The following is a 26,006-nucleotide window of genomic DNA, read 5'->3' on the forward strand; positions in this document are numbered from 1 at the left end:
CAAAGAATGCGTCAAGCCGCGCCCACCACCGCCACCGGCTTCAGCCGGTGGCGCGGTCCGACACGAACTTCAGGCCGACGCCGGGCTCCGTGACGATGTAGCGCGGTGCGGCCGCCACATCGCCCAGCTTCTGGCGCAGCTTGGCCACCAGCACGCGCAGGTAGTGCGCGTCCTCGGTGTGCGTGGGGCCCCACATCTCGCGCAGCAGCTGCGGCTGCGTGATGAGCCGGTCGGGGTGGCTGGCCAGGATGGACAGCAGCGCGAACTCCTTGCGCGTGAGCGCCACCGGCTCGCCCTGCAGGTGGACCTCGCGGCGCGCGATGTCGATGCGCAGGTTGCCGTCGTCGTAGGTGGGTGCCACCGGGTCGGCCGGCACCGCATTGCGCAGCAGCGCGCGCAGCCGTGCCATGAGCTCGCCGATGCCGAAAGGCTTGGTCACGTAGTCGTTGGCGCCGGCGTCCAGCAGCGCCACCTTCTCTTCCTCGCCCGAGCGCACGGTCAGCACGATGACCGGCACACGCGACCACTGGCGCAGCTCCTGCAGCACCTCGCGGCCGTCCCGGTCGGGCAGGCCCAGGTCCAGCACCACGATGTCGGCCCCCTTGCTGGCCAGCAGGCTCAGGCCCTGCTGGCCGGTCTCGGCCAGCAGCGTGGCATAGCCCTGCGAGCGCAGGCTGATGTCGACGAACTTGCGGATCTGCGGCTCGTCGTCGATCACCAGCACGCGCGGCGGCGGTGTCGCTTCGGCGGATGGGGTCATGTGTTCACTCCAGGGGCAGCGCCAGGCGGATCGTGGTGCCCACGCCCCCCGGCCCGGGCAGCGCCTCGACCCGCCCCATGTGGGCGCCGACGATGCCCTGCACGATGGTCAGGCCCAACCCGGTGCCGTGCTTGCCGCGGTCGCCACGCTCCACGCTGTAGAACATGTCGAAGATGCGGCGCCGCTCGTCCTCGGGGATGCCGGGGCCCTGGTCGATGGTATCGATGCCCAGCATGCCGTCGTCCAGGCGCCTGGCCAGCACGCGGATGGCCTGGCCAGGCGGCGAGAACTTGGCGGCGTTCTCCATCACGTTGAACAGCGCCTGCTCGATCAGCGCCGGGTGCACGTGCAGCGGCCCGAGGTCGGGCGCGATCTCGGTCTCCACGCGCGTGTCGGGCAGGTAGCGCTGCAGCCGGCGCGCGGCCGAGCCGATCAGCTCGTCCACGCCGATCCAGTCGCGCGCCAGGGTCAGGCCCTGCTGGCCCAGCCGCGTCATGTCCAGCAGGTTCTGGATGTAGCGGTCCAGCCGCTGGCCTTCCACGCGGATGGTGTCCAGCAGGCTGGCGCGGTCCGCCTCGTCCATGTCCTTGCCGAACTGGGCCAGGCTGTCGGCCGAGCCGATCATCGAGGCCAGCGGCGAGCGCAGGTCGTGCGAGACCGAGGACAGCAGCGCCGAACGCAGCCGTTCGGTCTCGCCGGAGACGCGCGCGGCCTCCAGCTCGGCCACCAGGCGCGTGCGTGAGGCGGCCTGGGCGATGTCCTCGGTCATGCTCTCGGCCAGGCGCCGCTGCTCGAACGACAGCCGGCCCATGGCATCGGGAAAGCGCAGCGCGACCACGCCCAGCGTCTGCTCGTCGGCCTGGATCGGCAGGAACCACCAGTGGGACTCGGACAGCGTGTCGGTGTAGCGGCCGCTGGGCTGGCCCTGGCGCAGGGTCCATGCCGCGGCGCTGTCGTCCTTTTCGGTGAGCGCGCGACGCGCGGCTTCGGGCCCGGAGGCATCACCGATGCGCATCCAGACCTCTGCGTTCAGGGTGGACTGCAGTACCGAGGCGCTGGCCGCAATCACCTGGCCCAGGTCGGCCGACTTGGACAGCTGGCGTGCCAGGTTCTGCATGGCCGTGGCATGGGTGTTGGCCGCACGCAGCGCGGTCACCTGCATGCGCAGCCGCGAGGCCAGCCGCCCGGCGATCAGCGCGGCCGCCAGGAACAGCAGCACCGTGGCCACGCCGCGCGGCGCGCTGATGATGAAGGTCAGGCGCGGCTCGATGAAAAAGAAGTCGAAGGCACCGAAGCACAGCACGGCGGTGATGAAGGCGGCCACCATGCGCGTGCGCGAAGCCACCAGCAACACCGCCACCAGGAACACCGGCGAGAGCTCCTGCAGGCCGAGGAAGCGTTCGGCCAGCGCCGCCACGGCGACGGACACCAGCGTGGCGGTAAGGATGAGAGCGGGCTCGCGCGGGGCGAGCCGCTCGCCGGCCAGGTCCTGGAAGCGGCGCATGCGCTGGCGCGCGCGCGGCGTGCTGACGATGGTCAGCTCGTAGCGCGCGCCGCGCTGCAGCAGCTGCTGCGTGAGCGTGCGGTTGAAGATGCGCGCCACCGGCCGCTCGCGCGTGCGGCCGATCACGATGGCCCGCGCGCCGCGGGCCGCGGCGGCGTCCAGCAGGGCCTGCACCACGTCGGTGTTGTGCAAGACCTCGGTCTCGCCGCCCAGGTTGCGCGCCAGCGCGAACGCCTTGTCCAGTTCCATCTGGCGCTGCTGCTCGGCGCGCGCGGTGGCATTGCGCGGCGTGGCTTCGCCGGCCAGGTCGGTGCCGTGGACGGTGGCGTCGGCCGAGTCGCCGGTGTCCACCGTCACCACGGTCCAGGGCGCGCCGCGGCGCTCGGCGATGCGCGAGCCAGCGCGCACCAGGTACTCGGACTGGCCCTGGCCGTCGATGGCGATCAGCACGTGGCGCTGCAGGGCGATGCTGCCGAGGCCGCGCGCGGTGCGCTTCTCGCGCAGGTCCGCATCCACATGCTCAGACACGGTCTGCATCGCCAGCTCGCGCAGCGCCGTGAGGTTGGAGGGCGAGAAGAAGGCCTGCAGCGCCTGGGCCGCCTGCTCGGGCAGGTAGACCTTGCCCTGGTTCAGGCGCTCGATGAGCTCGCGGGCCGGCAGGTCGACCAAGCGGATGTCGCGCAGGCGCTCGAACACCGCATCGGGCACGGTCTCACTGACGCGGATGCCGGTGATCTGGTGCACCACGTCGTTCAGGCTCTCCAGGTGCTGGATGTTGACCGTGGTGTAGACGTCGATGCCGGCGTCCAGCAGTTCCTCCACGTCCTGCCAGCGGCGTTCGTGGCGGCTTCCGGGCGCGTTGCGGTGGGCCAGTTCGTCCACCAGCGCGATGGCGGGCTTGCGCGCCAGCAGGCCGTCCAGGTCCATCTCCTCGAGCTGGCGGCCCTGGTACTGCACGCGCTTGCGCGCCAGGTTGGGCAGGCCTTCGACCATCGCCAGCGTCTCGGCGCGGCCATGGGTCTCGACGATGCCGATCACCACGTCGATGCCCTGGCGGTGCAGTTCGCGCGCGCGCGACAGCATGGCGTAGGTCTTGCCCACGCCGGGCGCCGCGCCCAGGAACACCGTGAGCCGGCCAGCCGCCTGGCGGCGCAGTTCGCCCATCAGGGCATTGGCCTGTTCGGTGTTGTCGGATGCCATGGCTGCGTGCTCGGAGGAAGAAGGAAAGGGCTAGAGCCGGCGCGCACAGGCCGCGACGTCGCCGGCCGAAGGCGCCGGCGTGCATAGTACGGCGACCTCACCGCCCTGGTGCCGCAGCGCCAGTGCGCCCTCCAGCGCACGCGGGCCGGCCACCGCCACGCAGGGGTGCTCGCCCACACTGGCCAGCAGCACGCGCAGGGCGGCCCAGCCGATGGCGTTGTCGGGGAAGTCCTGGTCCGCACCCGGACGTTCGGCGCCGCGGCAGACCGCCACGCGCACCCGGCCGGGGCTGCGCAGGATGCCGATGGCCACGGTTTCGGCGGCCACCGCCGCGCGGCGTCTCAGCGGGTCCAATGGGCGAAGGTCTCGCGGATCTGCGCGGCGTCCGGGCGCCGGTGCAGGGCCGCGCGGAAGCCTTCCTCCGAGAACAGCGCGGCCACCTGGGCCAGCATGTCCAGGTGCTCCTGCGTGGCCGGCGCCGGCACCATCAGGCAGACCACGTCGCTGACGGCCTGGCCGTCGGGCGTGTCGAAGGGCATGGGCGGCGACATGCGCACGTAGACCACGCGGACCCGTTCCAGCTCCTTGACGCGCGCATGCGGCAGCGCCACGCCATGGCCCAGCGCCGTGGTGCCGGCCGCCTCGCGGCGCTGCAAGGCCGTCGTCACCGAATCGGGCGGGATGCCGTGCGCCCGCTCCATGTGCGCGCCGATCGCCTCGAACAGCTGGCGCTTGTCGCGCGCCTGCACGTCGAGCAGGATGTCGCATTCGTCGAAGTGGTCGAGCAGCCGCGCCATCTCAGTGGCCCTCCGCGCCGCGCGCCACCGGCTTCCCACGGTATCGGCACGCCAGGCGCATTTCCGAAGGCCGCGGAGCAGGCCATGCCAGCAGACGCCGCGGAGCTGGCTCTGCCAGGCCGCTGGCGGCGCCCCCTTGAGGGGGGATGGGACTTCTACACGAAGTGAGAAGTCCAAACGGGGGTGGTCTCATTTCGCTGCGTCCAGCGCGAGGTTGAGTTCCAGCACGTTCACGCGCGGCGCGCCCAGCACGCCGAACTGCTTGCCCTCGGTGTGCCGGGCCACCAGTTGCCGGACGGCATCGGGCGACAGCCCGCGCGCACGTGCCACGCGCGCGACCTGGATGTCCGCGGCCTCGGGACTGATGTGCGGGTCCACCCCGCCACCGGACTGCGTGACCAGGTCGCCGGGCACGGCCTCGCGCGCCACGCCCTCGCGCTGGGCCACGGCGGCGCGCGCCTCCTCGATGCGCTTGCGCATGTCGGGGTTCGTGCGGGCCTGGTTGCTGCCCGACAGGGCCATGACGTTGTAGCTGGCCGCGGACGGGCGCGGCTGGAAGTAGCCGTCGCCCGCGAAGGGCTGCGCCACCAGCGTGGAGCCGATGACCTGGCCGTTGCGCTCGATCAGGCTGCCGTTGGCACCGACGGGCGCCACCGCCTGGCCGACGCCGACACCGGCCAGCGAATACAGGAAGCCGAAGCCCGCCAGCGTGACGATGGCCAGGCCGATCGCGCCGCGCAGGGCGCCCTGTTCGTGCAGGGGCGCAGCGGTGGCCGCGGGAGGGGTGGCGGCACCCGTCTTGTGCCGCATGGAGTTCATGGCAGTGCCCATGGTGGACCTCAGATGTTGAAGAACGTGGCCAGGATCAGGTCGATCAGCTTGATGCCCACGAAGGGCAGCAGCACGCCGCCCAGGCCGTAGACCAGCATGTTGTTGCGCAGCAGCTCGGTGGCGCTGGCTGGCTTGAAGCGCACGCCACGCAGCGCGAGCGGGATCAGCGCCGGGATGATGATGGCGTTGAAGATCAGCGCCGACAGCACCGCGCTGTTCGGGCTGTGCAGCTGCATCACGTTCAGCACGGCCATCTGCGGGATGGCGGCCGCGAACAGGGCCGGCAGGATCGCGAAGTACTTGGACACGTCGTTGGCCAGCGAGAAGGTGGTCAGCGCGCCGCGCGTGATGAGCTGCTGCTTGCCGATCTCCACCACGGCCAGCAGCTTGGCGGGGTCGGAGTCCAGGTCGACCATGTTGCCGGCCTCCTTGGCGGCCTGCGTGCCCGAGTTCATGGCCAGGCCCACGTCGGCCTGGGCCAGGGCCGGTGCGTCGTTGGTGCCGTCACCCACCATCGCCACCAGGCGACCGCCGGCCTGCTCGGCGCGGATGCGCGCGAGCTTGTCCTCGGGCGTGGCTTCGGCGATGTAGTCGTCCACGCCGGCGTCGGCGGCGATGCTGGCGGCCGTGAGCTTGTTGTCGCCGGTGATCATCACGGTCTTCACGCCCATCTCGCGCAGCCGCGCGAAGCGCTCCTTGATGCCGCGCTTGATCACGTCGGACAGCTCGATCACGCCCAGCACATGGCGGCCGTCGCTGACGACCAGCGGCGTGGCGCCCTTGCGCGCCACGTTGTCCACGCGGGCCTGCAGTTCGGCCGGCACGCGGCCGTCCTGCGTCTTCACATGCCGGGCGATGGCGTCCAGCGCGCCCTTGCGGATCTGGCGGCCACCGGCGAGGTCCACCCCGGACATGCGGGTCTGCGCCGTGAACGGCACGAAGTGCGCGCCTTCGGGATCGACCAGCTTCTCGCCCTTCTCGCGCGCCAGCTTCACGATGGACTTGCCCTCGGGCGTGGGGTCGGCCAGCGAGCTCAGCAGCGCGGCCTCGCGCAGCTGGGCGGGGTCGACACCGGCCATCGGATGGAAGGCCGTGGCCTGGCGGTCGCCGTAGGTGATGGTGCCGGTCTTGTCCAGCAGCAGCACGTCCACGTCGCCGGCCACCTCGACGGCCTTGCCGGACTTGGCCAGCACGTTGGCCTTGAGCGCGCGGTTCATGCCGGCGATGCCGATGGCCGGCAGCAGGCCGCCGATGGTGGTGGGGATCAGGCACACCAGCAGGGCCACCAGCAGCACCACGTTGATCTGCACGTCGACGAAGCCGGCGATGAAGGGCAGGCTGACGACCACGGCCCCGAAGGTGACGGTCATCACGACCAGCAGGATGCCGAGCGCGATCTCGTTGGGCGTCTTCTGGCGGTTGGAGCCCTCGACCAGCGCGATCATGCGGTCCAGGAAGCTGTGGCCGGGCTCGGCCGTGACGCGCACGACGATGCGGTCGGACAGCACCTTGGTGCCTCCGATCACGCCGGAGCGGTCGGTGCCGGCCTCGCGCAGCACGGGGGCGGATTCGCCCGTGACGGCCGCTTCGTTGATCGTGGCCAGGCCTTCGACGATCTCGCCGTCGGCCGGGATCAGCTGACCTTCCTCGACCACGACCATGTCGCCCGGACGCAGCGCGGCGGCCGGCACGGTGCTCTCCTTGCCATCCTTCAGGCGGCGCGCGACCAGGTCCTTGCGCGCGCTGCGCAGCGAGGCGGCCTGGCCGCGGCCACGCGCCTCGGCCACAGCCTCGGCGAAGTTGGCGAACAGCACGGTGGCGAACAGGATCAGCGTCACGGCCCAGCCGAAGCCGGCCGTGGTCCAGCCCGCGAGCGTGGCGACCAGCGTCAGCACGGTGCCGAGCCAGACCACGGCCATCACGGGGTTCCTGACCACGTGCTGGGGCGCGAGCTTGACGAAGGAGTCGATGATGGCCGGCTTGAAATCGAAGCCGGCGGGGGTGTTGGCGGTACGCACGTTGTCGTTCATGGCTTGGTCCTCTCAGCGCGCCAGCAGTGCGTTCAGCTGCAGGTGGTCGGCCACGGGGCCCAGCACCAGCACCGGCATGAACTGCAACAGCGTGAGGATGATGACGATGCCGATCAGCGTGAGCGCGAAGGTCGGCGTTTCGATCTGCAGCGAGCCCGAACCTTCGGGCGCGCGGCGCTTGGCGGCCATCATGGCGGCGATGGCCAGCGGCAGCACCAGGCCGGGGAAGCGGCCCAGCGCCAGCGCGAGCACGCAGGACAGGTTCCACCACGGCGTGGCGTCACCCAGGCCCTCGAAGCCCGAGCCGTTGTTGGCGAAGGCCGAGGTGTACTCGTAGAACACCTGGCTGATGGCATGGAAGCCCGGGTTGGAGTTGCCGGTGATGCCGGGCACGGCCAGCGTGATGGCGGTGAGGCCCAGCAGCACAATGGGCTGCAGCAGCACGATCACGGCCAGCAGCTTCACCTCCGGCCCTTCGATCTTGCGGCCGAACAGCTCGGGCGTGCGGCCCGTCATGAGGCCGGCCAGGAACACCGCCAGCAGCAGGTAGACCAGGAACTGCTGCAGGCCGCAGCCAATCCCGCCCCAGATGCCATTGATCAGCATGTTGACCATGGAGACCATGCCGGTCAGCGGCGCGAGCGAGTCGTGCATGCTGTTGACCGAGCCGTTGTTGACCTGGGTCGTCACCGCCGCCCACAGCGCCGAGTCCTCGGCACCCAGGCGCACTTCCTTGCCTTCCATGAGGGCCAGGTCGGCCGAGGTGCCCGAGGCGCTCTCGGACCACAGCGACAGGCTGGTCGAGGCGATGGACATGACCAGCATGGTGCCGAACACCATGGCGCCGAACTTGCGGCGGCCGGTGAACGGCCCGACCATGAAGACCACCGACATGGGCACCAGCACGATGGCCAGCGTCTCCAGGAAGTTGGACAGCGGCGTCGGGTTCTCCAGCGGCACCGCGCTGTTGGGGCCGTACCAGCCGCCGCCGTTGCTGCCCAGCTGCTTGATGGCCACCATGGGCGCGACCGGGCCGAGCGGGATCTTCTGCTCCTTGAACTCAGCCGAGGCTTCCACCGGTGTGGCCGTGGGGCCGCCCTGCAGCGTGGCAGGCACGCCCTGGGTGGCCAGCAGCGCCGACAGCACCAGCGACAGCGGCAGCATCACGCGCACGCAGCCACGCACCACGTCGGCCCAGTAGTTGCCCACGTCGACCGTGTCGGCATCGCCGGTGGAGGCCGCGGCACCGGCCTGGCCCGCCATGGCCTGGCGGCCGCCGAACAGGCCGCGCAGCGTGGCGGCGACCACGCCGAGCGCCATCACCGGCGTGACCACCTGCAGGCCGACGATGCCGGTCATCTGCGCCAGGTAGGACAGCTGGGCCTGGCCCGAGTAGTGCTGCTGGTTGGTGTTGGTCAGGAACGAGACCGCGGTGTGCAGCGCGAGATCCCAACTCATGTTGGGCGCGTCGTTGGGGTTCAGCGGCAGCCAGGCCTGGGTCATGAAGATGGCCCAGACGACGAGCAGCAGCACGAGGTTGCTGAGCAGGAAGGCGGCGGCATAGCCGCGCCAGCCCATGCCCACCTGCGGGCGCGTGCCCAGCAGGGCGTAGATGGGACGTTCGATCCACGCGAACAGCGGGTCCGAACGCATGGGTGCGCCGCGCAGCACGGCGGCCAGGTAATGGCCCAGCGGCCAGGCCAGCGCGATGGCTGCGGCGAAGATGAGCAGGGTCTCAAGCATGGTGCAAGCCTTTCAAGGCATCAGGGAGATCGAGGCCGTCCGTCTCAGAACGCGGCCTGCAGCGCGAACTCGCCGCGCGTGCCGGCCATGCCGGGGAACAGGCGCCTGGCGGCGGAATCGGTGGCGTGCAGCGTGGCGCGCAGCTCGAACGGGGCGCGGAAGGCCCAGACCACGCTCAGCGCGCCGTGCGTATAGCTGTCGGCGTAGTCGCTGTCCAGCACGTAGCGGGCCACGGTGCCCTCGATGCGCCACTGGTCGTTCAGTGCATGGCGCGCACCCAGCAGCACGTAGGTGCCGGTGGTGTCGCTGGCCATGGTGTTGGTGGAGTGGCCCACGGCCACCCAGTAGTTCTCGCGCCAGGTGACGGCCAGGTTCAGCTCGTTCCAGTTCAGCTTGACGTCGGCCGAGGGGTACTGGTAGCGCAGCAGGTAGGCGTCCACGGCCCAGTCGTCGGCGATCTTGCCGGCCCAGCCCACGGCCAGGTCGAACTCGGTGCTGGCGCCGTTGTCGGGCCGGAATTTGACGTTGGAGCCCCACACCGAGGCGTACAGGCCCGACGCATGGGCGTACTTGAGGCCGACCTGCACGGCGGGGTTTTCGCGTGTCTGCGAGGAGCCGCGCCAGACGTAGTCGGACGTGAGGGAGGCCGTGCCCGTCAGTTGCGCGGATGCCGTCGAAGGCAGGGCCGCAGCCATGAATCCACCGCACAGTGCGGCAACTCCCCCCAGGGAAACCAGATGCTTGGAGCGCATGTTCTTGTTCACGATCGAATGGCGAAACTGCCAGTCGTCAGTATTCGATGGAGCCCCGTAAAGTCTCCATTCCAAGAACAGGCGCCCGCGTCAAATCTCCGTCAAATCTGCTGGCGTGGCCCTCGCGCTCCTCCCCTGGGCACGCAGATTTGATGCCGAATTGACGGCGCGGTCGGCGGGCCCGGACTATGGTTTCGGCACCTTGGTTTCCGGGTGCCGAGACGCATGCCCCAACTCCTGCAAGACCTCGTCTTCATCCTGATCGTCAGCCTGTGCTTCGTCGGCTTCCTGCGCTGCACGCGCGCCGCCCTGGCGCGCCGCGACGGCAAGCGCAACACCTCGGCCACCGGTCATGGCGAATGAACTGCTGCATTTCGCGCTGGCCCTGCTGGCCATCGTGCTGCCCTTGCTGCTGGGCTGGGTGCTGGTGACGCTGTCGGCACGGCGCCAGCGCGGCGGATCGAAGGCGCGGCCCGGGAAATGAGCGCGGCAGCCCTGCTGTTCTGGTGCGTCGCCGCGGCGAAGGTGTTGCTCTCCGCGCCCATCCAGATCCGCGCCGCGCAGGCGCGCACCCCCGAGCGCCTGCGCGAGGCGCGCAGCCAGCGCAAGGACGACTGGCTGGCCATGGTGGTCATGGTGCTGGCCCTGCTCTCGGACAGCTATCCGCTCACGGGTTGGGCCTACCTGCAGATCCGCGAGGCCATGGGCCAGCCCTCGGGCCAGACCCCGAACCTGGCCGGCTGGGTCTACCTCGTGGGAACGGTCACGCTGGCCTGGCTGGTGCAGCGCAGCCTGCGGCGGCTCGGCACGCCGAGCCATCGCTGAGCACGGGCCCTGGCGCCGGGGCCGGTCGCCTGCCGGGGAACTTCAGCGCGGGGGCGCGGCGTAGCGCTCCACGCGCAGGCCCGCCAGCGCATAGCCGCTGACGCCATGCACCGTGCTGGCGCGCGCCAGTTGCAGCCGGCCGCTGATCCAGACCGTGTCCATGGTGCCCAGCGACTTGTGGGGCTTGTCGAGCCGCACATGGACGATCTGGTTGGATGGCGGCGGCGGCGTGTGGATGCAGGCGCCGAAATGCGGCACCAGCAGCAGCTCGCGCAGGCCCTGGGCGGTCGCCTCCAGCGGCACCACGTAGCCCGGGATGCGGATGGCGGCGCCATCCAGCGCGGCGACCAGCGGCGCCTCGTCCCAGACCGTGCGCAGGCGCTGCAGCGCGGCGGCGGCGCGCGGGTCGTCGTCGGACAGGCGGCGCAGGTCCACGCCCGCGCCCTGGAAGTCGGCCCAGGGGTCCCAGTCCCTGGGCAGCAGGTCGTCCCAGCCGATGGTGCGGAACGCATCCTTGGCGAAGGCCGGCGCCAGCACGGCGCAGGCCAGGGCCGCGCAGGCGCGGCGGCGCAGCAGGTTCATGGCGATGCCTCCCTGGCCGGCGGGGAGAACGGCGCCAGCTTCTGGAACAACAGCGGGCCGGCGAAGCTCGGCATGTCGTGCTCGTGGTCGTCGTGCGGGGCCACGCCCTCGCGCGACTTGCGCAGCCACACGCGGGCCAGCGCCGGGTCGCGCGCCACGCCCTCGCCGCGGTCGTAGGCCCGGCCCAGCGCGCGCTGGGCGCGCGGGTTGCCGGCCTCGGCCGCCTGCTGCAGCCAGGCGATGGCGGCGGCCATGTCGCGGCGCACACCCGCGCCGTCTGCGTAGGCGCGGTACAGCGCGTACTGCGAGCGCGAGGCACAAGGGGCATCGGTGGCGGCGGTGCGGCGGTACCAGCGCAAGGCCTCGGCCGCGTCCTTGCGCGCGCCGCCCCAGCCGTTGGCGTAGAAGTCGCCCAGCATGCACTGGGCCGACACGGCGCCCTGGCCTGCCGCCGTGCGGAACCAGTGGAACGCGGCCGCCGCGTCCTTGGGCACCTGGGCGTTGCCGTCCAGGTAGAGGTAGCCCAGGTCGACCTGCGCCTGCACATGGCCAAGCGCGGCGGCCTGGCGCAGGTAGGCGTGGGCCTGCGCCAGGTCCACCACCTGGCCGGTCAGGCCGGCGTAGTGGCGGGCCTGCGCGTAGAGCGCCTGCGCCGCTGGCGCAGGCCCGGCCTGGGCCGCACAGGCCAGCGCCACGCAGGCGGCGAGCAAGGCCTGCCGCATGCGCATCAGCGGAAGGTCTGCGTCACATCCGCCGGCACCACGATCTCGCTGGCGGGCGTCAGCGTCATCGTGACCTGGCGGCCTTGCGCGATGGTCGCCAGGATGGCCTGGGCCTCGGCCAGCGTGCCGACACGCTTGGTGCGCAGCACCTCACCCGGCTTGGCGTGCACGGATTCGACGGGGCCACCACGGTAGGTGATGGTCTGGTTCGTGCCCGGGCTGACCTGGACGAAGTTGTTCGGCAGGTAGCCCTGGTAGCCGTCGTTGACCTGCACCGAGACCTGCACGTAGAAGCCCGTGGGGTCGTTCACGTACTGGTCGGTGGCGGTCACGATGCCGCTGGCCAAGAGCGGGATGGCCGGGTTCTTGTTCTGCGGACCGACGAAGCCCTGCACGATCTTGCCGCCGTCCAGCAGCGTGGCCGTGACCGTGGGGCCGGCCTCGCGCCCGGGCTTGTACGGGCCCGAGGTCTCGATGCTCTTGTACGACGCGTTGGCCGTGTCGCTGGCCGCGTACGAGATCACCGAGCGGCGCTTTTCCAGCTGGTTGGCGAACTCGCTCGTGATGTTGGTGCCGCCCACGGCCGGCGAGTCGAACACCTTGGAGCGCATCGCCTCCAGCATGGTCAGCTGCTTGCCGGCGTTGGCCGGGTCGCGGTTGTAGGCCTTGAGCGCCTGGTAGACCTCGACGATGGGGAACTGGTTGGTGTGCTGCGGCGAGACGAAGTCCACATCCAGGGATTGCTGCAGGTAGCTGAAGCCGGCCTGGAACGACAGCCGCAGGAAGCCGTTGGCGGCAGTCGGCGTGGTCAGCCCGTTCACGCCGTAGCCGCCGTGGTAGCCGAAGGTGATGAACTTGCCATCGGTCGGGTTCTTCACGCGGAACAGCATGTTGGTCGTGCCCGGCGTGTGGCCTGGCGACCAGATCACCATGATCTGCACGTTGCCGTAGTCGTACCACTGGTCGTACTTGTAGAAGTCGGTGGTGCGCGCGCGGATCTCGGTCTCCGAGGCCGGCAGCGCGCCGGCGATGTTCCAGGTGTTGCCGCGCTGGTCCTGCGTGATGCCGGTCACGTCCTCGCGCGAGGCCCAGAGCTTGACCGTCTTGTCGGCGTTGTCGGCCATGCGCAGTTGCTCGACGACGGTGCCGTAGTGGTCGCCGTGGCCGTGCGTGAGCCAGATGTCGGTGACCGCGCGCGGGTCCAGGCCCAGCAGCTCCATGTTCTTCCAGTACTGGTAGCCGCTGTTGGCCCAGCCCGCGTCGATCTTGATGAGCTTGTCGTCCGACTTGTCGTTGGGCGTGCCCATGTCGGCGCGCAGGATGTAGGAGGCGACTTCGTTGTCGCCCACGTAGTACATCGTGTCCTTGACCATCTCGAAGGGCTCGGTGCTGCGCGTGTAGGGCGCGGCCGTGACGCCCGTGGCGTTGATGGCCATGTAGCTCTGGCCCGAGACCGGGTCCGTGCCCTTGTCCGCCAGCAGCGGGCTTTGCGAGGGCACGTCCCAGACCGGCTTGCCGTCGCTGGTGGACTGCGGCGTGAAGTACCAGATCGCCACCACCTTGGCCTTCTCGGATTCCGTGTGGTTGGTGTCGAACAGCAGGTAGGCCGCCTGGCGCGCGGTGGTGCTGTAGGCGTAGTCGGCCGTGACGGGGATGGCCGCGACGGTGGAGGCCGCGCTCTTGCTGTAGTCGCTGGTGTCGACGTTGAAGACCTTCACGTCGGACGCGAGGGCGTAGGTCTCCTCGTAGCGCTTGATCGGCGTGGCGTAGGCCCGGCCGGCCATGTCGGCCAGCACGGCGCGGCCGTCGCCCACGGTGATGGTGTTGCCCGATTTGGCATAGACCCAGCCGGCCGCGACCATGGGGCCGGGGATGTCTTTGTTGCGCGTGACCTCGGGGCCGAACTTGGCGAGGTCGAACTGCGCTGCGGCGGAGCTGCCCTTGGCCAGCACCACGTTGAAGGTCTGGCCGGCGTCCGTGGCCACGGTGACCTGGTTGGCCTGGGTGGCCTGGGTGGAGGGCACCCAGTCGACCAGGTTGCCCGGCACGAGCTTGGCGCTGATGGCCGTGGCGGCTGCTGCGGAGACCGCCGTGGTGCTCAGCGTCTTCACGCCGTCCTTGGCCAGCACCGCCACGCTGACGGTCTGGTTGCCCGCGGCGTCGGTGGTGAGCTGCGGCGCGGCGTAGACCATGCCGGCGGCACGGAAGGCGCTGCGGTCCACACCCTTGTCGTCGCTGCCGCCGCAGGCGACGAGCATGGAAGCGGCGATGGTGGCGGACAACAGGCGCCAGTGTCGGGGTACTGTGTTCACGGGGGTCTCCTCTTGTTGAAATGGGCAGGCCGCAGCAAGCGGCCCGTGGTGCCTGCGGCGCGCGCCGCGGGCCGGGGTCAGCGGACCATGCAGGGCCGCTTGTTGTCGAACTTCCAGTTCGGGATCAGGTACTGCATGGCCACGCCGTCGTCGCGCGACCCGAGGCCGTGCTGCAGGTACAGCTGGTGCGCCTTCTCCACCTCAGCCATGTCCAGCTCCACGCCCAGGCCCGGCTTCTTGGGCACCTGCACGTAGCCGCCTTCGATCTTGAAGGGCTCCTTCGTGAGGCGTTGGCCGTCCTGCCAGATCCAGTGCGTGTCGATGGCCGTGACCTTGCCAGGAGCTGCCGCGCCCACGTGCGTGAACATGGCCAGCGAGACGTCGAAGTGGTTGTTGCTGTGCGAGCCCCAGGTCAGGCCGAAGGCCTGGCACAGCTGGGCCACGCGCACCGAGCCGGCCATGGTCCAGAAGTGCGGGTCGGCCAGCGGGATGTCGACCGACTGCAGCGACAGGCTGTGCGCCATCTCGCGCCAGTCGGTGGCGACCATGTTGGTGGCCGTGGGCAGGCCGGTGGCGCGGCGGAACTCGGCCATGACTTCGCGGCCCGAGAACACGCCTTCGGCGCCGCAGGGGTCTTCGGCATAGGCGACGACGCCGCGCATGCGCTGGCCCAGGCGAATGGCGTCCTTGAGCAGCCAGCCGCCGTTGGGGTCCAGGGTCACGCGGGCTTCTGGGAAGCGCTCGTGCAGGGCCGTGACGGCGTCGACTTCCTCGTCGCCGCGCAGCACGCCGCCCTTGAGCTTGAAGTCCTGGAAGCCGTAGCGCTCTTGCGCGGCTTCGGCCAGGCGCACGATGGCCTCGGGGGTGATGGCCTTCTCGTGGCGCAGGCGGAACCAGGCGTTGTCGGCCTCGGGCTCGCGGCGGTAGGCCAGGTCGGTCTTGCCCTGGTCGCCCACGTAGAACAGATAGCCCAGCATCTGCACGGCATCGCGCTGCTGGCCTTCGCCGAGCAGGGCCGCGACCGGCACCTCCAGGTGCTGGCCCAGCAGGTCGAGCAAGGCGGACTCGGCAGCGGTGACGGCGTGAATGGCCACGCGCAGGTCGAAGGTCTGCAGGCCGCGGCCGCCGCTGTCGCGTTCGGCGAACTGCGTGCGCATGGCGTTCAGCACGGCCTGGTAGTTGCCCACGGGCTGGCCGACGATGAGCGCGCGCGCGTCTTCCAGCGTCTGGCGGATCTTCTCGCCGCCGGGCACTTCGCCCACGCCGGTGTGGCCGGCGTTGTCGGTGAGGATCAACAGGTTGCGTGTGAAGTACGGGCCGTGCGCGCCCGACAGGTTCATGAGCATGTCGTCGTGGCCCGCCACGGGCACGACACGCAGGTCTTTGACGATGGGGCTGGTCACGGGCTCAGTCCGCCGAGATCTTGCGGGTGTCGATCAGCGTCTTCCAGCGCGCCCATTCCTTGGCCTGGAAGGCCGTGAACTCGGCCGGCGTGCTGGCCACGATCTCCAGGCCCTGCTCCAGCATGCGTTGCTTGACGGCCGGATCGTTCATGGCGGCGACAGCGGCCTTGGCCAGCTTGTCCTTCACCGCGGCGGGCAGGCCCTTGGGGGCTGCCAGGCCTTGCCACGAGTACACCTCGGCGCCCTTGACGCCGGCCTCGGCCAGCGTGGGCACGTCGGGCAGCACGGGCGAGCGCTTGTCGCCCGTCACTGCGATGGCGTGCAGCTTGCCGGCCTTGATGTGCGGCAGCACCGCGTTGACGTTCTGGAACGAGAAGTCCACCTGGCCGCCCAGCAGGTCGTTGATGGCCGGCGCGCCGCCCTTGTAGGGCACGTGCAGGCCGGAGGTAGAGCTCTGCTGCCAGAACACCTCGGCCGACAGGTGGTCGGACGAGCCGTTGCCAGAGCTCGCGAAGCTCACCTTGCCGGGGTTGGCCTTGAGCAGCGCGATGACCTCGGCCAGCGTGCGCTCCTTCTGCTTAGGCGCCGCCACGAGCACGTTGGGCGCCTGCACCGGCACGCTGATGTAGTCGAAGTCCTTGGTGGCGTCGTAGGGCACGCTCTTGACCAGGTGCGGCGTGACGACGAAAGCACCCAGCGAGGACACCAGCAGCGTGTAGCCGTCCGGCGCGGCGCGCTTCACGAAACCCGCGCCGATGGTGCCCGTGGCACCCGGCTTGTTGTCGACGATGAAGCTCTGGCCCAGGGCCGTGCCCATCTGCAGCGCCATGGCGCGCGCCACCATGTCGGTGGAGCCGCCGGCCGGGAAGGGCACGACGATGGTCACGGGCTTGTCGGGCCACGTGGTCTGGGCACCGGCCACGAGCGAGAGCGTGCAGGCCATGGCGGCGAGCAACTTTTTCATGGAATTTCTCCTGAAGGACAAAGGAAGGACGCCTCCGTGCCCGCGCACGAACCGTCGAAAGTTATCGTTAACAAACTATGTGTTAACGATATCCAAAGTCCAACAGAAGAAATCTAGGTAATTACCCGAGCCTCAAATGACAAAGGGCCGTCGCGCGTCACGCAGGCGACACCGCGGTATCGGTACCGCGGATCTCAGGTGCTGGCGCGTTCCACGATCGAGAAGCCGATGTCGACCACGGGCGCCGCGGGAGCCCGGCCCTCGGCCCGCGCCACCACCATCTCGGCCGCCAGGCGGCCGATGCGCGTGCCGTCGATGCGCACCGTGGTCAGCGGCGGCGCGGCGTCGGCCGCCACGCTCTGGTCGCCCATGCCCACGATGGCCAGTTGCCCCGGAACGGCGATGCCGCGCTCGCGCGCCTCGATGGACGCGCCCAGCGCCAGCATGTCGGAGCTGCAGAACACGGCCGTGACGCCGGGGGCACGCTCCAGCAGCTCGGCCAGCCCGGCGCGGCCCGCGCCCATGGTGCTGGGCGCCGGCATGAACGCCGCCTGCGAGGTCTGCATGCCCAGCGCCTGGGCGCGTTCGGTGAAGGCCGCCACGCGCGTGAGCGCGCGCGCATCGCCCGCGCTGACCATGGCCACATGGCGGTGGCCGCGCGCGTGCAGGTAGTCGACCACGGCCGCGCCGATGGCAGGGTGCGAGAAGCCCACCAGCATGTCGATCGGCGTGGGCGTGAACTCCCAGGTCTCCACCACGGGAATGCCGCTGGCGCGCAGCACGCGCCGCCCCTCCTCGGAGCGCACCACGCCCGTGACGACCACGCCGTCGGGCCGGCGCTGCACGATGGCGCGCAGCAACTCGTCCTCGCGCGTGGCGTCGTAGCCGCTCTGGCCGATCATGAGCTGGTAGCCAAGCGCGTGCAGCGCAAGGTCCAGCGCCTCCACCATCTCCTGGAACACCGGCCCCACCATGGTCGGCAGCAGCGCGGCCACCAGCCGCGCGCGCGCGCTGCGCAGGCCGCTGGCCATGGCGTTGGGCACGAAGTTCGTGCGCCGCACGGCCTCGCGCACGCGCTCCAGCGTGTCGGGCGAGACCTTTTGCGGCGTGTTGAGCGCGCGCGAGACGGTCATGGCGGAGACGCCGGCGATGCGGGCGACGTCCTGGATCGTGAAGGGCTTGGCGCCTGGGTTCACAGTGTTGTTGTGGGGCGTGGAAAGCGGGGATTGTGACTAGAATCCGCGCCCCCTCGCCGGACCACCCATGCCGCAGATCGTCGTCGACCAGCTCACCAAGACCTACCGCATCGCCGAGCGCGCACCGGGGCTGGGCGGTGCGCTGCGCGGCCTGTGGCAGCGCCGCCACCGCGCAGTGCAGGCGCTGGCCGGCGTGTCGTTCCAGCTCGAACGCGGCGAGCTGCTGGGCTTCATCGGCCCCAACGGGGCGGGCAAGTCCACCACCATCAAGATCCTGGCCGGCATCCTGCAGCCCGACGGCGGCCGCGTCACAGTGGACGGGCGCAACCCGTTCGCCGACCGGCAGGCGCACGTGGGCCGCATCGGCGTGGTGTTCGGCCAGCGGACCCAGCTCTGGTGGGACCTGCCGGTGGGCGAGGGCTTCGACCTGCTGCGCGACATCTACCGCGTGGATGTACACCGCCACCGCGCCACGCGCGACGAGCTGGTCGCCGCGCTGCAGCTTGAGCGCGTGCTGGACCAGCCCGTGCGCCAGCTCTCGCTGGGCCAGCGCATGCGCGCCGAGATCGCGGCCGCGCTGCTGCACGAACCCGACCTGCTGTTCCTGGACGAGCCCACCATCGGCCTGGACGCGCCGTCCAAGCTCGCGGTGCGCGACTTCGTGCGCCGCGCCAACCGGGAACGCGGCACCACGGTGCTGCTGACCACGCACGACATGCACGACATCGAGGCCTTGGCCGAACGCGTGATCGTGATCGGCCATGGCCGCGTGCTGGCCGACAGCCCCGTGGCCGCGCTGCGCGCCCAGGTGCTGGCCGAGCGCCGGCTGCTGGTGGACTTTGCCGAGGAAGCCCCCGCGACGCTGGCGCAGCCCGGCGTGCGCGAGATCGCGCGCGAGGGCCGCACGCTGGTGCTGGGTTTCGATCCCGCGCTGGTGGCGGCCCCGACGCTGATCGCCGCCATCGCCGGTGCGCATGCCGTGGAGGACATCCGGCTCGAAGGCCTGGCCATCGAGGAAGTCATCACGCGCTTCTACGCGCTGCACGGCGCGGCAGAAGGCTGATGCAGGCTTACCGTGCCCTCTTCGTCTCGCGCTTCCTGCAGGTGCTGCAGTACCGCGCAGCCGCGCTCGCGGGCTTCGGCACGCAATGCTGGTGGGGCGGCATCAAGGTCATGGTGCTGGCGGCGTTCTTCGGCCAGGCCGGCAGCGCGGCGCCCACCATGACGCTGGCCCAGGCCATCACCTATACCTGGGTGGCGCAGGGCCTGCTGGCGCTGCTGCCCTGGAGCGGCGACCCCGAGGTGGCGCTGGCCGTGCGCACGGGCGCCGTGGCCTACGACCGGCTGCGCCCCATCGACGCGTACGCGCTCTGGTTCGCGCGCAGCGCGGGCTGGATCGCCGCGCGCGTGCTGCCGCGCGTGGCGCTCATGGCGACCTTCGCGGCCGTGCTGCTGCCGCTGGCCGGCCTGCAGGCCTGGGCCTGGCAGCTGCCCGCGACACCGGGGGCCGCGCTGGCCTTCGCGCTGTCGGCACTGCTCGCACTCGTGCTGTCCACCGCCCTCGTGATGCTGCTCAACATCGCCGCGGCCGCGGCGCTGGACGCACGCGGCATCAACGCCTTCGCGGTGCCGCTGGTCATCCTGCTGTCAGGCAACCTCGTGCCGCTGGCGCTGCTGCCCGACGGCTGGCAGCAGGCCCTGCTGCTGCAGCCGCTGGCCGGGCTGCTGGACATCCCGGTGCGGCTGTACATGGCACAGGCCACAGGGACGCAGGCGGCGGCATTGCTGGTGCTGCAGGGGTTCTGGGCGATCGCGTTGGTCGTGCTGGGCCGGTTGTGCATGGCGCGCACCATGCGCAAACTGGAAGTCCAAGGCGGCTGAATTGACCCATGTCAGGCTGTTCTTCCGCCTGGTCGCCGCCTCGCTGCGCGGCCAGCTGCGCTACCCGGCCTCGGCGCTGCTGCTGGCCGTCTCGCAGTTCCTCGTCACCGGCATCGAGGTGGTGGCGATCTGGGCACTGTTCGACCGCTTCGGCAGCGTGCAGGGCTGGCGCATCGGCGAGGTCGCGCTGTTCTACGGCCTCGTGCACACCATGTTCGCGCTGGCCGATGCGCTGGGCCGCGGCTTCGACGTGCTGGGCACGGAGTTCCTGCGCACCGGCAGCTTCGACCGGCTGCCGCGCCCGCTCGCGCTGCAGCTGATGGCCCACGAGGTGCGGCTCTCGCGGCTCGGCCGGCTGCTGCAGGCGCTGGCCGTGCTGGCGTTCGCGAGCGTGGCTGCGCCCATCGTCTGGACGCCGGCCACGCTCGCGCTGGCGCTGTTCTGCATCGCCAGCGGCGTGGCCCTGTTCCTGGGCATCCTGGTGCTGCAGGGCACGCTGGCCTTCTGGACCGTGGAGAGCCTGGAGATCGCCAACGTGTTCACCTACGGCGGCGTCGAGGCCGGCCAGTACCCCATGGCTGTCTATGCGCGCTGGTTCCGCCGCCTGCTGACCTTCGTCGTGCCGCTGGCCTGCGTGGCCTACTACCCGGGCCTGGCGATCCTCGGCCGGGCCGATCCGCTGGGCGCACCCGACTGGCTGGGCTGGATCTCGCCGCTGGCCGGCTTCGCCTTCCTCGCGCTGTCATTCATGGCCTGGCGCGTGGGCGTGCGGCACTACGCCTCCACGGGCAGCTGAAGCCCCGCGTTCACAACGGATTTACCCGGGGTGCCTACAGTGCTGCCGCATGGAAAAAGCCCAAACCTCCGTCTGGCGCGACTCCCCGGACCGTTACGGTCGCATCAGCCGCTGGCTGCACTGGGGCATGGCGCTGCTGTTCGCCTGGCAATTCATCGGAATGGGCCTGCGGCTGGCGCTGGGCCGCACGCCGCAGGTAGCGTTCTTCGTCGGCTCGCATTCCAGCGTGGGCCTGCTGCTGATGGTCCTGGTGCTGCTGCGTGGCGCATGGGGTCTGTCCAACGCTGGCCGGCGTCCGCCGCACGGCGCAGGCTGGCTGGGCCGCGCGGCGGCGGCGGGCCATGGCGCGCTGTACCTGCTCATGGTGGTGGTGCCGTCGCTGGCCCTGGTGCGCGCCTACGGCTCGGGCCGGGCCTTCACCTGGTTCAACACGCTGCCGCTGTGGGGCGCCGGCCCCAAGAACGAGACGCTGATGGCACCGGCCAACGCCGCGCACGGGCTGCTGGCCTGGGTGCTGCTGGCGCTCGTCGCGGGGCACGTGGGCATGGTGCTGCTGCACCGTTGGTGGTGGCGCGACCAGGTGGCCCAGCGCATGGTGGGACGGGTGCGCTGAGCGCCGCCGGCATCGACACGCCTGCGTCCCGGTAGACGCAACGCACGAAGGAGCGTTCCAAAGCATGGTTCCGTTCTCGCTGGAAGAAGAGGTGCAGGCGCTGAAGGCGCAACTGGACAGGATCGCCCGCGAGCGCGACGACCTGGCGCGGCGACTGGAAGCGTCGCGTTTCGATGCCCTGACCGGCCTGCTGAACCGGCGCGAGTTCCACGACATCGTGTGCGAGCGGCTGCAAGAGGGCCAGTGTGGATCGCTGCTCCTGCTGGATCTCGACGGATTCAAGCTGGTCAACGACCAGTTCGGGCACACCACAGGCGATGTCCTGATCCGAAGGGTGGGTGCCCGCCTGTCCGAATGGTCCCCGCCGGGCACGCTGCTGACGCGGTACGGCGGCGAGGAGTTCGGCGTCTTCGTGCCACACGCCCACGGAGCCGATGCTGCGCCGCTGTGCGAGACACTGCTCCAGCTGTTCCGCAAGCCGCATGTCATCGATGGCCGCGCGCTCGTCGTCACGGTCTCCATCGGCTACACGGACTGCGGCAACCTGGGTCTGGATGAACTCCTGCGGCGTGCCGACATCGCCATGTACGCGGCCAAGCACCGTGGCCGCAACCGGGCGGTGGCCTTCGGCTCTGCGATGGAAACCCTTCCCGCGGCGCGCCGCGAACTGGCGTCCATCGTCGTCAACCTGCAGCAGCAACTGATGACCGTGCGCGACGAAGCACGCACCGACGCGCTCACCGGCCTGCCCAACCGCCGCGCACTGGAGGAGACCATGGCCACCATCCAGGCAGACGGCACCGCGCCGCTCGGCATCGCGTTCGTCGACCTGGACCATTTCGGCGTGGTCAACCACGCCCAGGGCGACGCGGCCGGCGACCGCGTGCTGCAGCAGGTCGCCACTGCGCTCCGAACCGCCGTGCGTCAGGACGATCAGGTCTTTCGCAAGGGCGGCGAGGAATTCGTCGTGCTCATGCCCGGCATCACGGGAGCGGCCGCGACGCTGGCCGCCACCCGCATGCTCGACGCGATCCGCACGCTGAACATCCCGAACCAGGGCGGCACCGGCGGCGACTGCCTTACGGCCACGGTCGGCGTTGCGGCCACGGCCGGGGGTGCGCCGTATTGGTCCGTTCTGGAGCAGGCCAGTGCCGTGGCGATGCGGGCGAAGGAAACGCAGGGGCGCAACGCCGTCCATGCATGGCGGCCATCGGACCCCAAGGACGCCGGGTAGCACTGCCGAAGCCGGCTTCCGACCCGGCTGCGGTATTGGCATCGCACGGTCAAACTGCCACACTGGCTGCGGCTTCCCCGACCGCACCATGACCTCCTTCGCATTCCTCTCCAACACGAGCTTTCTCAAGGTCCCCGTCAACGACACGCGCCGCCCCTTCGCCATCGCCGGCGTGGCCTGGGACGGTTGCGTCACCAACCGCCCCGGCGCCCGCTTCGGGCCACGCGCGATCCGCGAGGCCAGCCACATGCTGTGCGATGGCACGCACCCGCTGTTCGACGTTTCGCCCGAGACCGCGCTGACCGACGTGGGCGACCTGCCGCTGCCCAACACCAGCCTCAAGGAGATGCGCGCCGCGATGATGCCGCTGGTGCGCACGCTCATCGCGCACTACCACATGGCCTGGCTGGGCGGCGACCACTCGATCACGCTGGCCCTGCTGCGCGCCTACCGCCAGCACTTCGGGCGGCCGCTGGCCGTGGTGCATTTCGATGCCCATTGCGACACCTGGAAGGATCACTTCGGCGAACCCAGCGGGCACGGCACCTGGGTCTACGAGGCCATGCGCGAAGGCCTGGTGGTGAAGGAGTGTTTCGTGCAGTTCGGTATCCGCTCGGCCGGCGAGCGTGAGGCCCGCGACTACGTGCGCGACCAGGGCGGCATCATCCACACCGCGCGCGCGCTGCGCGGCCTCGAAAGCCCGGCACAGGTGCAGCCCCTGGTGGCCGAACTGCGCGAGCGGCTGGCCGCGCACGGCAACCCGCCGCTGTACCTGAGCCTGGACATCGACTGCCTGGACCCGGCCTTCGCCCCCGGCACCGGCACGCCCGAACCCGGCGGCATGAGCACCAACCAGGTGTTGAGCCTGCTGGAAGAGATGGCCGACCTGCCCTTCGTGGGCATGGACTGCGTGGAGGTGGCGCCACCCTACGACCACGCCGAGCTGACCAGCTACGCCGCAGCGCAGTTCGTCTGGACCTACCTGAGCGCGCGCGTGGCGCAGCGGCCGCGCTGAGCCGCTTCAGAAGGCCGTCGCGTAACGCTCGAACTCCCAGGCGCTGACGTGGCGCGCATAGGCGGTCCACTCGGCCCGCTTGAGCCGCACGAACTCGCCATGCGCCGCGGCGCCCAGGGCCTGCGCCAGCACGCTGTCGCGCTCCAGTGCATCCACGGCTTCGCCCAGGCTTTGCGGCAGCACCGCGATGCCTTCGGCTCGGATGCGCTGCAAGGGCCAGTCGAACAGGTCGTCGGGCCGCGCCGGGCCCGGGTCAAGGTGCCGGTCGACACCGTCCAGCCCCGCCGCGATCAAACCCGCCGCGGCCAGGTAGGGATTGGCCGCGGCATCGGGCAGGCGCCACTCGAAACGGCCGCGCAGCGTGCGCACCAGCGCCGTGCGGTTGTTGAAGCCATGGGCCACGTAGGCCGGCGCCCAGCTCGTGCCCGACAGCGATTCGCCGACCACCAGGCGCTTGTACGAATTGACGGTGGGCGCGGCCAGCGCGCACAGCGCCGCGCTGCGGCCGAGCACACCGGCGATGAAGGACTGGCCCAGCTCCGACAGGTCGGCGTGGTCTTCGGCGAACAGGTTCTCCTCGCCCTTCCACAGCGACACGTGGAAGTGCAGCCCGCTGCCGGGCTGGTTGGCGAACGGCTTGGGCATCATCGAGAAGCTGGCGCCGTGGCGCTCGGCCAGGGTGTGGGCCGCCATCTTGAACAGCATGAGCCGGTCCGCCGTGGTCAGCACGTCGGCATGGCTGAAGTTGACCTCGAACTGGCCGTGCGCGTCCTCGTGGTCGGTCTGCAGCAGCTCCATGCCGGCGTCCAACAGGGCCTGGTTCAGCGCATCGAGAAAGCCGCCCTGGCGGGCCAGGGCCTTGAGGTCATAGGAGGGCTTGTCCGAGCGGTCCAGCGCATCGATGGGCTGCCACTGGCCCGCGCCATCGCGGCGCAGCAGGAAGAACTCGGGCTCCATGCCGACCTGCAGCGTCCAGCCGCGCGCGGCCAGCCGCTCCACCTGGCGGCGCAGGATCTGCCGCGGGCAGGCCTCGAAGGGCTGGCCGTCGACATGGCCGTCGCAGACCACGCGGGCATAGCCCGGCATCCAGGGCAGGGCCTGGGCCGTGGCCGGGTCGCCGCGGCCGTAGTACTCCGAGCGCGCGCCGCTGCGCGGCAGGCCGGTGCCGACGATGGAGGTGCCGGAGAAGCCGGCACCGCTGCGCAGCAGCGTGCCGATCTGGGCCAGCGGCACATACTTGCCGCGCGCCACGCCCAGCAGGTCGGTGAACTGCGCCAGCAGGGTGTGGACGCCTTGCCTGGCCAAGCGCTCCTGCAGGGCCTGGGCGGTGGTCGGATCAGGCATTGATGCGCAGCCAGGTGGTCTTGAGTTCGGTGTACTTGTCGAAGGCATGCAGCGACTTGTCGCGGCCATTTCCGGACTGCTTGTAGCCGCCAAAGGGCACGGTGATGTCGTCTTCGTCGTACTGGTTCACGTGCACGGTGCCGGCGCGCAGTGCGCGTGCGACCCGGTGCGCGCGGTCGATGTGGCTGCTCCACACGCTGGCCTGCAGGCCGTAGGGCGAGTCGTTGGCCAGCGCGATGGCGTGGGCTTCGTCACGGAATCGGATCACGCTGAGCACGGGGCCGAAGATCTCCTCGCGCGCGATGCGCATGTCGCTGCGCACCTGGTCGAACACCGTGGGTTCCACGTAGACGCCGCCGCTGTCCGCGCGGGCCTGGCGGCCGCCCGCCACACAGCGCGCGCCCTCCTCCTGGCCCGATGCGATGTAGCCCATCACCGTGCGCAGCTGGCCTTCGTCGACCACGGCCCCCATCACGGTCGCCTCGTCCAGCGGATCGGCCGGTGCGTAGGCCGGCGCATGGCGTGCCACGCGCGCGACGAAATCGTCGGCGATGGCCTCGTGCACCAGCAGGCGCGAGGGTGCGTTGCAGGACTCGCCCTGGTTGAAGTACATGCTGCCGGCCGCCGTCTCGGCCGCGCGGTCGAGGTCGTCGAAGTCGGGGAACACGAGGAAGGCCGACTTGCCCCCGAGCTCGTTGTAGACGCGCTTGAGGTTGGACTGGCCCGCGTAGGCCAGCATGCGCCGGCCGACGCGCGTGGAGCCCGTGAAGCCGATGGCGTCCACGTCGGGATGCAGCGCCAGCGCTTCGCCGGCCTCGTGGCCGAAGCCCGGCACCGCGTTGAAGACGGCGGGCGGCAGCCCCGCCTCCACCGCGATCTCGGCCATGCGCATGGCCGTGTAGGGCGACTTCTCCGAGGGCTTGAGCACCACGCAGTTGCCGGCGGCCAAGGCCGGGCCCAGCTTCCAGGCCGCCATGATCATGGGATAGTTCCACGGCACGATGGCGCCGACCACGCCCATGGGCTCGCGCGTGATCAGCGCCAGTGCCGAAGGGCCGGTGGGCGCGATCTCGTCGTAGACCTTGTCGATGGCCTCTGCGTACCAGGCGATGCAGCGCGCCGCGGCCGGCACGTCCACGCTGCGGCTGAAGCGGATGGGCTTGCCCATGTCCAGCGTCTCCAGCAGGGCCAGTTCGTCGGTCGCGGCCAGCAGGCCTTCGGCGAACTTCTGCAACACCTTCTTGCGCGCGGCCGGCGGCTGGCGCGACCAGCGGCCGTCGTCGAAGGCGGCGCGCGCGCTGGCCACGGCACGGTCCACATCGGCCGCCTGGGCCTGGGCCACGGCGCCGAGCAGGCGGCCGTCCACCGGCGAGCGCTTGTCGAAGGTCTGGCCGCTGGTGCTGGCGCAGCGCTGGCCGTCGATCAGCATGCGGCCGTCGGGCCGCAGCGCGGCGGCCCGTTCCTGCCAGGAGGAAAGCGTCATGAAGAGGCTCCGTGGCAGC

Annotated in this window: 25 protein-coding genes; 9 read left to right on the forward strand and 16 right to left on the reverse strand. The window is 70.6% G+C overall.

The window, feature by feature from the left end:
* Positions 1–40: 40 nt before the first annotated feature.
* The 8 genes from ACSQ4M_RS03095 to ACSQ4M_RS03130 all read right to left on the reverse strand — a co-directional run bounded on the left by ACSQ4M_RS03095 (position 41) and on the right by ACSQ4M_RS03130 (position 9,617).
* The gene (locus ACSQ4M_RS03095) at positions 41–760 is read right to left on the reverse strand and encodes a response regulator (protein WP_436188208.1); all 720 of its coding nucleotides are present in this window, start codon (positions 758–760) and stop codon (positions 41–43) included.
* 4 nt (positions 761–764) lie between these two features.
* Complete coding sequence (locus ACSQ4M_RS03100; RefSeq protein ID WP_436188209.1) at positions 765–3,464, reverse strand: ATP-binding protein; 2,700 nt, start codon at positions 3,462–3,464, stop codon at positions 765–767.
* Between the two features lie 30 nt (positions 3,465–3,494).
* Positions 3,495–3,818, reverse strand: a complete 324-nt coding sequence (locus ACSQ4M_RS03105) for a hypothetical protein (protein WP_436188210.1) — start codon at positions 3,816–3,818, stop codon at positions 3,495–3,497.
* A complete protein-coding gene (locus ACSQ4M_RS03110) occupies positions 3,806–4,261 on the reverse strand; it encodes a PTS sugar transporter subunit IIA (protein WP_436188211.1) in 456 nt (151 codons plus the stop codon). Before ACSQ4M_RS03110 ends, ACSQ4M_RS03105 begins: the two co-directional genes overlap by 13 nt.
* Before the next feature lie 189 nt (positions 4,262–4,450).
* On the reverse strand, positions 4,451–5,092 hold the full coding sequence (gene kdpC / locus ACSQ4M_RS03115; protein ID WP_436188212.1) for a potassium-transporting ATPase subunit KdpC: 642 nt from the start codon (positions 5,090–5,092) through the stop codon (positions 4,451–4,453).
* Between the two features lie 8 nt (positions 5,093–5,100).
* Positions 5,101–7,122 carry a potassium-transporting ATPase subunit KdpB gene (kdpB, locus tag ACSQ4M_RS03120; protein WP_436188213.1) on the reverse strand — a complete coding sequence of 674 codons (2,022 nt, stop codon included), beginning with the start codon at positions 7,120–7,122 and terminating at the stop codon, positions 5,101–5,103.
* Positions 7,123–7,134: 12 nt separating this feature from the next.
* Positions 7,135–8,865: a potassium-transporting ATPase subunit KdpA gene (gene kdpA / locus ACSQ4M_RS03125; RefSeq protein WP_436188214.1), complete on the reverse strand. Its 1,731-nt coding sequence runs from the start codon at positions 8,863–8,865 to the stop codon at positions 7,135–7,137.
* 44 nt (positions 8,866–8,909) lie between these two features.
* Positions 8,910–9,617: a TorF family putative porin gene (locus tag ACSQ4M_RS03130; RefSeq protein WP_436188215.1), complete on the reverse strand. Its 708-nt coding sequence runs from the start codon at positions 9,615–9,617 to the stop codon at positions 8,910–8,912.
* Positions 9,618–9,842: 225 nt separating this feature from the next.
* On the opposite strand from ACSQ4M_RS03130, the gene ACSQ4M_RS03135 reads away from it, so the two are divergent.
* The 3 genes from ACSQ4M_RS03135 to ACSQ4M_RS03145 are packed head-to-tail and all read left to right on the forward strand — an operon-like array spanning position 9,843 to position 10,442.
* Positions 9,843–9,980, forward strand: a complete 138-nt coding sequence (locus tag ACSQ4M_RS03135) for a hypothetical protein (protein WP_436188216.1) — start codon at positions 9,843–9,845, stop codon at positions 9,978–9,980.
* Positions 9,970–10,101 (forward strand): hypothetical protein, encoded by a 132-nt coding sequence (locus ACSQ4M_RS03140; RefSeq protein WP_436188217.1) that lies wholly within the window; start codon positions 9,970–9,972, stop codon positions 10,099–10,101. The genes ACSQ4M_RS03135 and ACSQ4M_RS03140 overlap by 11 nt, the downstream gene beginning before the upstream one ends.
* Positions 10,098–10,442 carry a hypothetical protein gene (locus ACSQ4M_RS03145; RefSeq protein ID WP_436188218.1) on the forward strand — a complete coding sequence of 115 codons (345 nt, stop codon included), beginning with the start codon at positions 10,098–10,100 and terminating at the stop codon, positions 10,440–10,442. Before ACSQ4M_RS03140 ends, ACSQ4M_RS03145 begins: the two co-directional genes overlap by 4 nt.
* Before the next feature lie 42 nt (positions 10,443–10,484).
* On the opposite strand, the gene ACSQ4M_RS03150 is transcribed toward ACSQ4M_RS03145, so the two are convergent.
* From ACSQ4M_RS03150 to ACSQ4M_RS03175, 6 genes are all read right to left on the reverse strand, one after another.
* Positions 10,485–11,024, reverse strand: a complete 540-nt coding sequence (locus ACSQ4M_RS03150) for a DUF3299 domain-containing protein (RefSeq protein ID WP_436188219.1) — start codon at positions 11,022–11,024, stop codon at positions 10,485–10,487.
* Positions 11,021–11,752 carry a tetratricopeptide repeat protein gene (locus ACSQ4M_RS03155; RefSeq protein ID WP_436188220.1) on the reverse strand — a complete coding sequence of 244 codons (732 nt, stop codon included), beginning with the start codon at positions 11,750–11,752 and terminating at the stop codon, positions 11,021–11,023. Before ACSQ4M_RS03155 ends, ACSQ4M_RS03150 begins: the two co-directional genes overlap by 4 nt.
* Positions 11,752–14,058, reverse strand: coding sequence for an MBL fold metallo-hydrolase (locus tag ACSQ4M_RS03160; RefSeq protein ID WP_436188221.1), 2,307 nt, complete (start codon positions 14,056–14,058; stop codon positions 11,752–11,754). The genes ACSQ4M_RS03155 and ACSQ4M_RS03160 overlap by 1 nt, the downstream gene beginning before the upstream one ends.
* Before the next feature lie 77 nt (positions 14,059–14,135).
* The gene (gene gudD / locus ACSQ4M_RS03165) at positions 14,136–15,461 is read right to left on the reverse strand and encodes a glucarate dehydratase (protein ID WP_436188222.1); all 1,326 of its coding nucleotides are present in this window, start codon (positions 15,459–15,461) and stop codon (positions 14,136–14,138) included.
* A gap of 4 nt (positions 15,462–15,465) precedes the next feature.
* Positions 15,466–16,425: a Bug family tripartite tricarboxylate transporter substrate binding protein gene (locus ACSQ4M_RS03170; protein WP_436188223.1), complete on the reverse strand. Its 960-nt coding sequence runs from the start codon at positions 16,423–16,425 to the stop codon at positions 15,466–15,468.
* A 194-nt stretch (positions 16,426–16,619) separates the two neighbouring features.
* Positions 16,620–17,621 (reverse strand): LacI family DNA-binding transcriptional regulator, encoded by a 1,002-nt coding sequence (locus ACSQ4M_RS03175; RefSeq protein ID WP_436188224.1) that lies wholly within the window; start codon positions 17,619–17,621, stop codon positions 16,620–16,622.
* Positions 17,622–17,688: 67 nt separating this feature from the next.
* Here ACSQ4M_RS03175 and ACSQ4M_RS03180 point away from each other — a divergent pair, with 67 nt between their 5' ends.
* From ACSQ4M_RS03180 to speB, 6 genes are all read left to right on the forward strand, one after another.
* Positions 17,689–18,684, forward strand: a complete 996-nt coding sequence (locus tag ACSQ4M_RS03180; protein WP_436188225.1) for an ABC transporter ATP-binding protein — start codon at positions 17,689–17,691, stop codon at positions 18,682–18,684.
* On the forward strand, positions 18,684–19,502 hold the full coding sequence (locus tag ACSQ4M_RS03185) for an ABC transporter permease (RefSeq protein WP_436188226.1): 819 nt from the start codon (positions 18,684–18,686) through the stop codon (positions 19,500–19,502). Before ACSQ4M_RS03180 ends, ACSQ4M_RS03185 begins: the two co-directional genes overlap by 1 nt.
* A 1-nt stretch (position 19,503) precedes the next feature.
* Positions 19,504–20,298, forward strand: a complete 795-nt coding sequence (locus ACSQ4M_RS03190; protein ID WP_436188227.1) for an ABC transporter permease — start codon at positions 19,504–19,506, stop codon at positions 20,296–20,298.
* Between the two features lie 49 nt (positions 20,299–20,347).
* Complete coding sequence (locus tag ACSQ4M_RS03195; protein ID WP_436188228.1) at positions 20,348–20,911, forward strand: cytochrome b; 564 nt, start codon at positions 20,348–20,350, stop codon at positions 20,909–20,911.
* 91 nt (positions 20,912–21,002) lie between these two features.
* A complete protein-coding gene (locus ACSQ4M_RS03200) occupies positions 21,003–22,145 on the forward strand; it encodes a diguanylate cyclase domain-containing protein (RefSeq protein ID WP_436188229.1) in 1,143 nt (380 codons plus the stop codon).
* Positions 22,146–22,233: 88 nt separating this feature from the next.
* On the forward strand, positions 22,234–23,160 hold the full coding sequence (speB, locus tag ACSQ4M_RS03205) for an agmatinase (RefSeq protein ID WP_436188230.1): 927 nt from the start codon (positions 22,234–22,236) through the stop codon (positions 23,158–23,160).
* Positions 23,161–23,166: 6 nt separating this feature from the next.
* Here speB and glnT read toward each other — a convergent pair whose 3' ends face one another.
* The gene (gene glnT, locus ACSQ4M_RS03210) at positions 23,167–24,504 is read right to left on the reverse strand and encodes a type III glutamate--ammonia ligase (protein ID WP_436188231.1); all 1,338 of its coding nucleotides are present in this window, start codon (positions 24,502–24,504) and stop codon (positions 23,167–23,169) included.
* Positions 24,497–25,987 carry an aldehyde dehydrogenase gene (locus tag ACSQ4M_RS03215; protein ID WP_436188232.1) on the reverse strand — a complete coding sequence of 497 codons (1,491 nt, stop codon included), beginning with the start codon at positions 25,985–25,987 and terminating at the stop codon, positions 24,497–24,499. Before ACSQ4M_RS03215 ends, glnT begins: the two co-directional genes overlap by 8 nt.
* Positions 25,988–26,006: the final 19 nt, after the last annotated feature.

It is taken from the genome of Pseudorhodoferax sp. LjRoot39 (assembly GCF_964253035.1).
GTDB lineage: Bacteria > Pseudomonadota > Gammaproteobacteria > Burkholderiales > Burkholderiaceae_C > Pseudorhodoferax.